Annotated in this window: 10 protein-coding genes; 5 read left to right on the forward strand and 5 right to left on the reverse strand. The window is 61.1% G+C overall.

The features are described 5' to 3' along the window. The first annotated feature begins 83 nt into the window (after positions 1-83). From HMPREF3153_RS11800 to recR, 5 genes are all read left to right on the forward strand, one after another. Positions 84-1,355 (forward strand): aspartate aminotransferase type Ic, encoded by a 1,272-nt coding sequence (locus HMPREF3153_RS11800; protein WP_070420968.1) that lies wholly within the window; start codon positions 84-86, stop codon positions 1,353-1,355. Between the two features lie 183 nt (positions 1,356-1,538). Next, positions 1,539-1,901 carry a suppressor of fused domain protein gene (locus tag HMPREF3153_RS11805; protein ID WP_083281044.1) on the forward strand — a complete coding sequence of 121 codons (363 nt, stop codon included), beginning with the start codon at positions 1,539-1,541 and terminating at the stop codon, positions 1,899-1,901. Between the two features lie 56 nt (positions 1,902-1,957). After that, on the forward strand, positions 1,958-4,564 hold the full coding sequence (locus tag HMPREF3153_RS11810; protein WP_070420970.1) for a DNA polymerase III subunit gamma and tau: 2,607 nt from the start codon (positions 1,958-1,960) through the stop codon (positions 4,562-4,564). 64 nt (positions 4,565-4,628) lie between these two features. Next, positions 4,629-5,003, forward strand: a complete 375-nt coding sequence (locus HMPREF3153_RS11815; RefSeq protein ID WP_046645729.1) for a YbaB/EbfC family nucleoid-associated protein — start codon at positions 4,629-4,631, stop codon at positions 5,001-5,003. A 74-nt stretch (positions 5,004-5,077) separates the two neighbouring features. After that, complete coding sequence (recR, locus tag HMPREF3153_RS11820; protein WP_005530356.1) at positions 5,078-5,734, forward strand: recombination mediator RecR; 657 nt, start codon at positions 5,078-5,080, stop codon at positions 5,732-5,734. A gap of 124 nt (positions 5,735-5,858) precedes the next feature. Here the strand turns inward: recR and HMPREF3153_RS11825 are convergent, their stop codons facing one another. From HMPREF3153_RS11825 to HMPREF3153_RS11845, 5 genes are all read right to left on the reverse strand, one after another. Next, positions 5,859-6,638, reverse strand: a complete 780-nt coding sequence (locus HMPREF3153_RS11825) for a type 1 glutamine amidotransferase (RefSeq protein ID WP_005530354.1) — start codon at positions 6,636-6,638, stop codon at positions 5,859-5,861. Then, a complete protein-coding gene (locus tag HMPREF3153_RS11830) occupies positions 6,631-7,917 on the reverse strand; it encodes a Mur ligase family protein (RefSeq protein WP_070420971.1) in 1,287 nt (428 codons plus the stop codon). The genes HMPREF3153_RS11825 and HMPREF3153_RS11830 overlap by 8 nt, the downstream gene beginning before the upstream one ends. Positions 7,918-7,962: 45 nt before the next feature. Continuing rightward, positions 7,963-9,543, reverse strand: a complete 1,581-nt coding sequence (locus HMPREF3153_RS11835; protein ID WP_070420972.1) for an exonuclease domain-containing protein — start codon at positions 9,541-9,543, stop codon at positions 7,963-7,965. A gap of 56 nt (positions 9,544-9,599) precedes the next feature. After that, positions 9,600-11,201 carry a hypothetical protein gene (locus HMPREF3153_RS13165; protein WP_070420973.1) on the reverse strand — a complete coding sequence of 534 codons (1,602 nt, stop codon included), beginning with the start codon at positions 11,199-11,201 and terminating at the stop codon, positions 9,600-9,602. A 276-nt stretch (positions 11,202-11,477) separates the two neighbouring features. Next, a complete protein-coding gene (locus tag HMPREF3153_RS11845; RefSeq protein ID WP_070420974.1) occupies positions 11,478-12,359 on the reverse strand; it encodes a hypothetical protein in 882 nt (293 codons plus the stop codon). Between the last annotated feature and the right edge of the window lie 60 nt (positions 12,360-12,419).

A 12,419-nucleotide genomic window follows, 5' to 3' on the forward strand; every position in this document is an offset into this window, starting at 1 on the left:
CATTACAAAAGCTGCACGCAAGCATTAGTATTGGTTGCCATATATTCGCAACTACCCGCAACTAACCCGGAAGGTAGACAGGAATGTCGCTGCTCAATCTCGAAAAGTCCGAACTCGATGACCTCGCAACACAGGTCCGTAAGGACTACGAGGAGCTCAAGGCCAAGGGCCTGAAGCTCGATCTGACCCGTGGCAAGCCAGCCAAGACCCAGCTGAGCCTGTCCAACGACCTTCTTGAGTTGCCGGGCGCCGGCAACTACACCGACGCAGCGGGCAATGACCTGCGCAACTACGGAAACCTCGAGGGCATCAAAGAGCTTCGCGAGCTGTGGGGCAAGCTGACCAACACCAACCCAGACCTGCTGCTGGCCGGTGACTCTTCCTCCCTGAACATCATGTTCGACCTCATCTCATGGGCCTTCGCCTTCGGCACCAACGACTCCGAGCGCCCGTGGTCGCAGGAAGAAAACATCAAGTGGATCTGCCCGGTTCCGGGCTACGACCGCCACTTCGCAATCACCGAGCACTTTGGCTTTGAGCTCATCTCCGTGCCGATGCTAGAAGACGGCCCTGACGTCAACGCCATCAAGGAACTGGTCAAGGACCCACAGGTCAAGGGCCTGTGGACCGTCCCGATGTTCGGCAACCCAACCGGCGTCACCATCTCCGCAGAGGTAGCCAAGGAGCTGGCCTCCATGGAGACCGCCGCTGCTGACTTCCGCATCGTGTGGGATAACGCTTACGCCGTTCACACCCTCACCGACGAATTCCCAGAGATCCTGCCGATTCTCGACATTGCCGCAGAGGCCGGCAACCCGAACCGCTTCTGGGCCATGTCCTCGACCTCCAAAATCACCTTCGCCGGCGCAGGCGTCGCCTTCTTCGCCTCCTCCCGCGAGAACCTTGACTGGTACCTCTCCCACGCCAAGATCCGCGGCATCGGCCCGAACAAGATCAACCAGCTGGCACACCACCAGTTCTTCGGCTCTGCTGAGGGCGTTCGCGCGGTCATGCGCCGCCACGCAGCGCTGCTGGCGTCGAAGTTCAACGCGGTCCTGCGCATCCTTGAGTCCCGCCTCGGCGAGTACGAGATTGCCAAGTGGACCGAGCCAAAGGGCGGTTACTTCATCTCCCTCGACGTCATTGACGGCACCGCTACCCGCGTCTGGGAGCTAGCCAAGGACGCCGGCATCGTCCTCACCAAGGCCGGTTCCGCGTTCCCGTACGGCGAGGACCCGAATGACCGCAATATCCGCCTCGCTCCGTCCCTGCCTCCGCAGGAAGAGGTTGAGACTGCGATGGACGGCGTCGCCACCTGCGTCCTGCTCGCCGCTCTGGAGAAGCTGGGGGCTTAGGCCATCAATTCCGACGAGACCGCTTATTGGCTTGACCAGGTCATCCCCGCCCAGCTGGAGTTCAAGAACGTTGAGGGGCGCAGGCTCGGTTTAGCCGCGCTTGACGACGCCCAGTCCCTCGCCGTCACCACCACCTTCGGCGACGTCGACACCGGGCTTAAGCATGCGGAGCAGGGGGTCGACGTGCGCTGCGAGCTGTTGACCGTAGCGCGCGCCACCCAGCCGGAGGTGGCTGCGGCAGTCGTTGCGGCCGCGGACAAGCTCACCAAGGCCAAGGGCCTTTTGCCCGCGCAGCCAGGCGTGATGCTGCCGGAGATCCTCGCAGAAGATTCGCTGAGCGTGCACCATGGCCTGCTCATCGCTCCTTATCTGTGGGGCGGACAGGTCCCGCAGCTGCCCGAAGAAGGTCGCTTGACGCTGGTGTGCCAACTGCTCATGCTTACCGACTCGGAGTATGCGTACGCGGTGGAAGAAGGCGTCGCCAAGCTGCAGGAAGCAGTCGCCGAGCAAGGCGTGGACATCCTGGATTGGAAGCGCGCCGGTTAGCTTGTTCCGCCCGCAGCGGGGGAGAGTGTCCGCGGCAGAATGTAGACTGACTAACCGTGGCTCTATACCGGAAATATCGTCCAGCAACTTTCGCGGAAGTGGTCGGCCAAGAGCAGGTCACCACGCCTTTATCCGCTGCCCTCGACGCAGGGCGAATCAACCATGCTTACCTCTTTTCCGGTCCGCGCGGTTGCGGTAAAACCTCTTCTGCGCGCATCATGGCCCGTTCGCTCAACTGCGAGCAGGGGCCGACGTCTACGCCGTGCGGAGTGTGCGATTCTTGTGTGTCCCTGGCCCCGGGCGGCCCGGGCAATCTCGATGTGACGGAGCTCGACGCGGCGTCACACAACGGTGTTGAGGACATGCGTGAGCTGCGCGACCGCGCCTACTACGCGCCGGCGGAGTCGCGGTATCGTATCTTCATCATCGACGAGGCCCACATGATTTCCGCCTCGGGTGCGAATGCTCTGCTCAAGGTGGTTGAAGAGCCACCAGAGCACGTCATCTTCATCTTCGCCACCACGGAGCCGGAGAAGATCATCGGCACCATCCGTTCGCGTACCCACCACTACCCGTTCCGCCTGCTGACCCCGCCCGCGATGAAGGGCTTGCTGGAGCGCACCGTGGCTGCTGAGGGCGTGCACGTGGATGACACTGTGTACCCCATGGTCATTCAGGCCGGCGGTGGTTCCCCGCGTGACACGCTGTCCATTTTGGACCAGCTGCTCGCGGGTGCGGGTCCTGACGGACTCACTTACGACGTCGCCCGTCCCCTGCTGGGCGTGACCGATCTCGGTCTTCTTGACAACACGATTGAGGCGCTGGCTAACCAGGACAAGGCGGGTTTATTCACGCTTGTTGACGATGTCATCGAAGCCGGCCACGAACCTCGCCGTTTTGCCATTGATCTGCTCGATCGTCTGCGCGACTTGATGATCCTGCAGGCCGTTCCGGGTGCTTTGGAAGCCGGGTTGGTCTCCGCTCCAACCGATCGCGGCGAGATCCTCCTTGCCCAAGCACAGCGTTTCACCGGAGCGCAGCTGGCCTACCTGGCTGAGACCGTAAACAGCCGTATCTCTTCGTTGCGAGGAGCGACTTCGCCGCGCCTCCTGCTGGAGATTCTTTGCGCTCACTTACTCGTGGGCTCGGCTCCGGCAGCAGCCGCGGCTGGCCAGCCGGCTGCGCTGCCCACGGGCATGCCTGTTGGCTCACCGCAAGGTGCCTCCGCTGGAACGCCTGCTGCCAGCCACGCAAATACCGCAGCTTCCAACCAACCTGCACCCGCTACTGCCCAAGCCCAAGACCCAGCAGCCGCAGCTGCCGCCATTATCGCTGCCCGCCGCAACCGCCAGGCGCAGCAACAACAGCAGCAGGCCCAGGCGCCGCAGGCTCAGCCGCAGCAGTCCGAGCAACAGCCAGCCGAGCGCGCCGAACAGGCGCCTCAGCAGCGAACCGAGACTCAACCTGCACAGGAGTCTGCTCCGGAGCCAGCCAAGGAACCGGCACAGCAGTCTGTTCAGGAACCAGCGCAGGAACATGCAGTTGATGTCGCGGAGCAAGTGCGTTCGCAGTGGTCGAACCTTCGCGCGGCCGTGGGGCGTCGCAACAAGGTTGCAGAGATCATGCTCGCTGAGGCGCGCGTGCTTGGCTTCCGTGATGACACATTGATTCTGGGACACACCACGGGTGCCCTTGCGGAGCGAATCAATTCGCCGTCCAACAACGATGCGATCGTGGCAGTTCTAAAGGAAGAGCTGCGCCGTGACATCAAGGTCAACTGCATCATCGGCACCAACCCGAAGGCAGCAGGCTTTAGCGAAAGCACTCCGCGGCAGCAGCCAACGTGGAACCCAAACCAGCAACAGCGCGAGTCCGCTGAGCCAGAACAGGAGTCTGAGAGGCCTAGTCCGCAGGCTGAACCCGAGCAGCAATCGGAGCAGTCTGCCAGCGCATCTCAGCCAGTGCAGCCGGAACGACCACAGCCTGCGGCTCCGGAGACTGGAGGAGCTGAGGTGGCAAGCGCTGCCGATAACGCTTCTCCGAACGCTTCTGCGTTTGCATCTGATGATCCGTGGGGAGCACCGCGACCTATCGGCACGCAGAACAACGAGCCTGCTCGCGAAGAGAGCCCCGGGCCAGTGACACCGGCTGCGGCATCGGAGGCTGCGGCGGCGGCCACAGCGGCGGCAAGCGCGCATCAACCTGCACCGCAAGCTACTCCGCCTGCGCAGCTGCAGGCCCCGCGTCAGCAAGCGGCGAAGCCGGCACAACAGTCATCCCAGCAGGGTGGTGACTGGCGTTCGCGAATCGCGCAGGCCTCCCAGGTGGCACAGAAGCGTGACGAGGAATTCAACAAAGTTCCGCATTTCGGCAACGGTGTACCGCTGCCGCCCGAACCAGCGCCGGAAGACGATTTTGAGGCACCACCAGAGGAGTACTATCCAGCTGACCCGCAGCCCAGTCAACCGGGGTTGGGGCAGCAGAACCAGGAGATGGGGGCGTCGGCAAGCACTGCGCAACCACCGCAACAGGCCTACTCACGCGATGACGAAGAGCGCGAGATGATGGAGGAAGCTCAAAACGTCGGCGAGATGGATCATCGCAGTTCAACTGAGGTGGCGATGGAGCTGCTTGCCAAGGAACTCGGAGCACGGCGCTTGTAGGCGTGCATCTGTACACTTGGCGGGTAGCAAAAACTTAGAGAACTTACTTTTGAAAGGACTTTCCATGACTGACCCAATGTCCCAGGCAAATGACATGAACGATCTGCTCGCACAGGCTGCCCGCGTGCAGGCTGAGCTGCAGAAGGCACAGGAAGAAATCCTCGCCGCGCAGGTTGAGGGAACCGCTGGCAATGGCCTGGTTAAGGTCGTTATGACTGGTGGTGCTGAGCTCGTTGACCTCCAGATCGATAAGTCCGTTGTGGACCCTGAGGACGTTGACACCCTCCAGGACCTCGTTATCGGCGCTTTCAAGGAAGCACACGCTGCGGCTGGTCGTCTCGCACAGGAGAAGATTGGCCCGCTGTCCCAGGGCATGGGCCAGTCCCAGCAGGGCTACGATGGACCTTCTTTCCAGGATGTCTTCGGCGGCAATCAGTAGTCGCACGTTAAACTAAAAGGTCGTTGTCCCGGTTCGGGGCGGCGGCCTTTTGTCGTTAATTATTAGGGAGAATCGTGTTCGAAGGACCTCTGCAGGATCTCATCGACGAGTTTTCACGCCTGCCTGGCGTGGGCCCAAAGTCGGCGCAGCGTATCGCTTTTCACGTGCTGCACATGGATCCAGAGGACGTCGATCGCTTGCAAAACGCCCTCGGTGCGGTGCGCGACGGCGTGACCTTCTGCCGCATTTGCTGCAATATCTCCCGCGAAGAGGTGTGCCGCATCTGCGTGAATTCGCAACGCGACGCCTCGACCATATGCGTGGTTGAGGAGCCTAAAGACATCCAGGTCATCGAGCGAACTGGCGAGTACAACGGCCGCTATCACGTGCTGGGCGGTGCTTTGGACCCCCTGGCCAACGTCGGCCCGAAGGACCTTAATATTTCTGCGTTGTTGCAGCGCATCGGCGGCGTGCTGCCGGACCGAGAGCTAGCGGATTCCACTCCGGACGCGCCGTTGTACGACACGACGCCGGAGATCAAAGAGGTTATCCTCGCCACGGACCCGAATACCGAGGGCGAGGCCACCGCGGCATACCTAGTCCGCTTGCTGCGAGACTTCCCTGACCTAAAGATCACCCGCCTCGCATCCGGCATGCCGCTGGGTGGCGACCTTGAGTTCGTGGATGAACTGACGCTGTCTCGCGCGCTGTCGGGTCGTTTGACGGTGTAGCTGTCTTAGCAGCCGCCCTAATTGCCGAATTGTGGCGCTAAGTTGCGCGAAAATGGCGACGATTTGGCATTTAGGGCGGCTAAGGCAAGCCGCGAGCGCCAGCTGAGCGCCCGCAGTTGCGAGACTAGAGCTGCGAGCGCGGCGGCTTCGACGCGTTGAAGCGCTCGGTGCGCAGCTGTGACACGGCTGGGATGTCGAGGGGCTCGAGATCCGCCAAAGCGATGCCCTGAGCCTTGGCCAGCAGCAGGTCAGCGAGCTGCGGGTTGCGGGCTAGTGCTGGTCCGTGCATGTAAGTAGCGATGACGCTGCCCTGAACGGCGCCTTCGGCTGTGCGCTGCTCGGAGGCATCGGCAAGGTCCGCGGTAGCGGCAGTGTCGGCATTACCCTGTCCGCGGGTGAGCTTGCCCAGCGGCTGCGCAGCCGGGCCCAGGATGGTCGCGCCCATGTGGTTCTCAAAACCGGTGAGAGGCTCGGTGAGTTCCGCAGTGATGCCAGCGCGGGTGGGCTCAGAGGAGACCTCGCCGATGGCGCGTTCGGCCATGGAAGCGGTGGTGGCGTCGATAAGCCCCACGCCGTCGATAATGCGGCCGGAGGCGCGGAAGGACTCACCGAGAACCTGTAGGCCTGCGCAAATGGCGATGATTGGGCGGCCTGCGTTGGCCGCACGCGTGAGGCCACCGTCTGCGATGAGGTGCTCAGCAGCGAGAATCTGTGCCACGTCCTCGCCGCCACCAAGGGTGTAGACGTCGAGGGAATCCGGCACTGGCTCGCCCAGCTTGATCGGGATGATGTCTGCCTCGAGGCCGCGCATGCGGGCGCGCTGACGCAGGACTAGAGCATTGCCATCGTCGCCGTAGGTGCCCAAAACATCCGGCAGGATGAGGCCGATCTGCAGCTTAGTCATTGGTGGTCTCCTTTGCTTCGCGCTCAAGCGCCTTCTTTAAGTCGCGGAAAGCGGTGTAGTTAGCCAGAACCTCGATGCGACCCGGAGGGCAGGCCTTGATGGCCTCCAGCGGATCGCGGATGAGCTCGTGCGAGATATCGGCATAAACCAAGCGCACGGCCAGATCGGTGCCGCGCTCGCCGGAAGCTTTGACTGCCAGCTTCTCAAAGTCCTCGAACTTCACGTCCCACAGCCAGGACATGTCGATGCCGTCAGCGACGTGGCCATTGGTGGCGATGACGAGGCCTTCGGCGGTGCGGTCCACCATGGACAGCGCCTCTTGCCAGCCGGCCGGGTTCTTAGCCAAAAGCAGGCGAATCTTCTGGTTACTAAGAGTGATGGTGGAGTAGCGGCCGGCGACGTCGGCAACGGACTCGGTGGCGGAAAGCGCCTTGTCGAGGTCCACGCCGAATCCCTCCACGGCAGCAGCGATGGCCTGGGCGGCGTTGCCGCGATTGGCGCGGCCAGGCAGGGCGAGGTTCAATGCACGCTCACCTTGCGGAGTGTGGAGTCCAGCTTGGTCCACGGACCAAGTGGGAGTGGGGCGGCGGAATTCGCGGCCGTCGGCAAGCGGCTTGACGGCACGCCAATCTTCACCGTCGCGAATGATGTGGCCGCCGGTACGTGGGCAGGTCACGGACTCGCCGAGCCATCCGGCACCAGCGGAAACCCAGATGACGTTCTTGGCGTCGTATGCCACGGAGGTCATGAGGACGTCGTCGCAGTTAGCGATGATGAGCATGTCCGGGTGCGCCTCAACCGCGCCGCGCAGGGCGCGTTCAATCTTGTTAATCTCGCCCACGCGGTCCAGCTGGTCGCGGGAGAGATTCAGCAGCACCAAAGCCTGCGGGTTGAGCTTGTCCGCCACATGCGGAACGTGCAGCTCGTCGACCTCGAGGACGAGGCGGCTGGCGTTTTTACCGGCCAGCAATGCAGAGATGATTCCGGCATCCATGTTGTCGCCACCGTCGTTGGTGGCCACGGTGTGCTCAGCACGCACGGCGGCGGCGAGCATGCGGGTAGTGGTGGACTTGCCGTTGGTGCCAGTAACCAGGACTGCGGGGCGGTCGCCACCGAGGTGGGCCATGATCTGTGGGTCAATAGCGCCGGCAACGAGGCCACCAATCATTCCGCCTGCTCCGCGGCCGGTGGCGCGGGAGGCGGTGGTGGCCAGCTTGGCGGCGGTAGTGGCGGCGTTGGTACGCAGAGACTGCAACGTGCCAGAAAGGTTAAAACTCATGCCCTTAGGGTAGTCGCGTCAGCGCACCGGACGGGACTCGCGCGCCTAGTTTTGTCCGGAGTTTTGATTCTTTGCAGAGTTATTCCCCGCAGAGTTGTTCCCTCCGCGGCGTCCGCGTCCGCCTCGTCCGCCGCGGCGGCGACGTCGCTTGTTGCCATTTCCAGAGCCGGACTTGTTCTGCGGTTTGGTCTGTGGTTTGTTCTGTGGGTTGTGTTGCGTGCTGTGCGCAGCATCCTGCTTGTTCTCAGCAACTTGTGCATTGGGATTGGCTGGCTTGCCTGTTGCGGAGGAAGACTTGCGGCGGGAGCGGCGTCGGTTAGCGTTGCTCGAACGGCGATTGTTGCTGTTCGGAACGTGTGCGTGTCGGCTCGACTGCTCCTTCTTTGGCTCCGGCTCCTGGGCCTCCTCGATGCGTTCGAGTGCGGCGAGGAAGGCCGTGTCAGACATCAGGGGGATGTCCTTGCGGTGCGCGTGCATCGGTTTGCCCACCAGGTCAGTGGTCACGTTGCAAACCACCAAGGAAGTCTCACGGGTCAGCTTTTCCGAGTAGTTGAGCTCCTCACGGGCAAGCGCAGAAATGATGGTGTCCGGATCTTCCAAGATTTCCGGGGCGACCACGATCTCCATGCCACGGCGCAGCTCCTTGCCCGGCTGGTACTTGCCCGGGTTATGGTGCTGCCGCGGAGCTTCCGCGGCGTCGACGCGCACGTGTGAGCGCTGCAGCCCAAAGCGGTCCGCGCGCAGTTCGTCAGGTGCGTACGTACTCAGCGTCTTGCCTGCTTGGAGGCTGTAGAGGCGGTACAGCAGTTGCGTAGCCTCACGGGAGGTCTCCGCCTCGCTGCGCTGCGCGCGCTGCGTAGTTGCGGTGGCTGGTGGTACATCGAGTCCGCTGCGCTTGGCGACGGCCGCCAGCCTAATGTCGTTCTCCCATACCCCCTGTCGGCGCGCGGTGGCGAGAGTATCCACGATGGTGACCGGGGTGGGAACGTGTCCGACCTTTTGACGGCGACGGCGTCCTTTGTTGCGATTGCGGTTGCGCGAGCGATTCTGGCGGGCCGCTGCCATCATGGCGCGGCGGGCCTCGGACACGATGAAGCCCCAAGTGAAGGGGGTGTCGTGGACGATGAGCGTGCGGCCGTCGATAAGCCGGTCCAAGGGCTTGAGAAGGCGGGAGAAGGCTTGGCCTCTAGCGACCTCTTCGGGAGTCAGGCCATGAAGGTGGCGCGGACCGGGGTCTATGTCAGGGTTGATAACAGCATGGAATTCCTGGCCGACTTCGCCTTGCGCGTTGAAGGTTAGGGCGTCGATTGCAACGAGCCGAGCCGTGGAGGGGTGAATTCCTGTGGTCTGGACGGTGAGCGCGACGAAAGGATGTGCGGCCACAGCCTCGGTTTGCGCGATTTCTTGCGTGCTGGGCTCGCGGTGGTTTTGCGCTGGCTCTTGCTCAGTGGAAGCAGGGGTACGGGCCGCGGAGTTTTGTGCCTGCGGCCCAGGCTTAGGCGGTTGTGCTTGCGGCTTGGGGCCGGGGTTCGGAGCGGAAGCCCGGCCGGGAGTGCGGGGGTGGCCAGTGGCCAGCGCAGCCGGAGAAGGCGCGGGGGCTGAATCAGGGCCGGGGGTCATGCTCATTCTTATCAGTGTAGTACCCAGACCGCGCGAAACCGCTCAACGGGCGAGTGTGTGACTCAGGGGCGGATGATGATAGTTATTACCGTCGTTGTAACCTGCCTAGTCGGTGTGGCCGGGCTTGAGGGCTGCGTAGGTTCTGGCTGCTTGGTCGACGGTGGCGTGGTTTGCGGCTTGCTCGTCGGTGGCGTGGTTCGCGGCGTGGTCGACGGGACGATCTCGGGCGTAGGCGGCTGCGGAGTGCTTGGTTCGCGGCTCGTAGTAGGGGCGTCGGTGGTGGACGGATGGTCGACTGCGCGCTCCTTGGTATACACAGTGCTTGGGGGTGCGGTTGTAACCTCAACCGAAGGTGCCGGGCCGGTGGTCTCTGACTTGCGGGGCGCAGTAGTACGAGGTGTAGATAGAACTACAGAAGTTTCAGTGACCTGCGGTACGTCTTCGTTTGCAGGCTCAGGCGTCGGTTCAATCGCCTTCGCCTGGATGCGCGTAGCTACGTTTCGGTGCCCATTTTTGTTGGAAGCGGAGTCAGAGTCCTCTTCAATAGTGCGGAATCCTCCTCGGCTTTCGGTGCCAGGAGCTGTAGCAACGGATGAGCTGGAATGGGACTTATTGCCCAAAGTATTGCGGGACGGTGTGACTTCGTCTTGGAAGGAGGAATCGTCGAAGGATTCTCCCTGTAATGCAGCTGTTTCCTCGTGTTTCTGCTTGTCTACAGAGAACATGGAAGCTGCAAAGTTTGCCCCGCCACCAACAATGACCGCGGTACTTGCAGCCGCCACCAGCTTCAAACCAATGTTGCTGCCCATGAGAGCCGTAGAAGCAGTTTTGGAAGTCATTAGGGCTGCAACTTGATTGTTGGTGGACCCGAAGAAGTGGATGTTTGCGTGCTCTGCTGCCTCTGCACGTGCAGCTGTAACAGCAGAAAGGCCCATTGACGCTGCGGTGAGGGTGCCAGCTACGACTGCGCGATTAGCTTTATCCTCAACATCGGCATAAACAACCAAGCTCGGCTTGGATTCCTCCATGCAGTAGTAGGCGTGAGCGACTGCAAGGAGGCCGTTTTGCTGATACTCTAGCACCGTGTTTGCAAGGCGACGGGCATCTTCGCGGTCCAGAGAGGCAATTTGTACTCCGTCGACGAGAACAGCTACAGCGCGGCGGCCAAGGAAACGGCGGGCATAGAGCGTGACGAGGAAGTGCTCGGCCCCCTCGGGGAGCACGTCCATTTTTGGTTGAAAATTAGTGATGGTTGCAGGGGTTGAACCCGGCAGCAAGGCCCACCGCTCAGCTGGGGGGTTATTTGCAGGCACGCATAGGCCCGGGGCTGGGAGCTGAACGTCAAAGGAAGGCCACTGTTCGCCGTCCATTTCGACCATCGCGATGCGAGCGGTGACGTGTGGATGCAGGCCAGCATCAATGATCCAGTCCAGCTCGGTATAAGCGCTGACGTCGCTCTTTTCGAGGTGGCCGATCGTGGTGTCCTGATAGCGGACCCTGAAGCCTTCTTTGGAGGAACCGCTCAAATTGACCTTGATTTCTGGTTGATCGGTGCCCGTTTTTTCCATAAGGTCCACCAAGAAGTCAGGGTTTACTTCTTGAATGGGAATGTTATTGACATTGCCAAAACCATGGTCGGGGACCATGTAGTTGGTCGACTTCATCAATATTCGCCTTCTTATAGGGGGTACCGGCTGAGCCAAAAAGTCGGGGTTCAATAAAACTAAGTATTCAAATACTGCAATCACCGGCAAGCATTGGGGTGGGGTTGCCGGTGACAGCTTCACTAACACTATCCATTAAAATGCCCGCATAGGTTAATAATCTGTAGAAAATCTTACTTCGAAAATGAATAATTTTCAAACGTATAAGCTGGCCTTTAGCTGGGACTATTGACGCTTTGCGAGTGGGGGAAGCATATTACGCCTAACGAATAATGTTTAGTGGGCAGCCATATATACAGTTGGCAAAATTAATGCAACGACAGTCAAAATAATAAGAATGAGCCAGAGTTTAGGACTGCCCGGCTTGGGTGATGCATCACCTTTTGTGCTGGGGAGTCGATCGATGCGGGAAAGGTCTGTATCGGTGATGGCTTTAAAACTGGCCGTCTCGAAAGTCTCGGCGGCAACGCTAGTGGTGGCGGTACGTTCTGCTAAAAGACGTTCCTGGCCCGTTCCCTCCCGCGATTCTTGGGAGACGGCGTTAGAGGCGTAAATGTTAAGCACGCGCCCGTTTTGGCGGGGGTAGTGGTAAGCATGCGCTAGTGTGGTCAGCCCATCTGCGGCATTTTCTGTGATGATCGCAGAAAGGTATGCGGGGGCGTCGTCTAGCGTTGCGATGAATTGCGGCCCTAAGTATGCGCTGATGCTGTGGGGATCGGATTCGGCGGTTCGCAGGGTGACAAGAAGGTGGATGCGGCCGTAGTGCGGAATATCCACGTCGTCTGGAATGTCGTGAACGCTTATAGCGGGGGCATAATCCAGTATTGCCCACGGGGAACTCGGCGGGTTATTGGCGGGCAAACATAGGCCTGGCCGTGGTAGAAGGATGGCGGGCTGGGTGCCGTGGAGAAAAGTGACGGCGGGGGTTAGGCCGGCGTCGAAAAGCAGCTCAATTTCTGGATACTCTGCAGCATCGCGGGCAGCGATCGAGCCCAGCTTCTCTTCGCCGGACATGACATCCCACCCGCCGTTAGTCAGACGCGTGAGGGAAACGAGTTGCTTCTCAGGATCGGAGGGCGCGGTAGCGGCATCACAAACGGGAAGCGACTGAACTGCGCCTAGGCCAAGGTGCGGGATGGGATACAGGGGAGAAGTCATGTTTCGACTTCTACCACCTAAACCGTATCCGCGGGGCTTTGGCCTAGGCGCGCAGTCGGG

It is taken from the genome of Corynebacterium sp. HMSC06C06, from assembly GCF_001807295.1.
Classification (GTDB): Bacteria; Actinomycetota; Actinomycetes; order Mycobacteriales; family Mycobacteriaceae; genus Corynebacterium; species Corynebacterium striatum.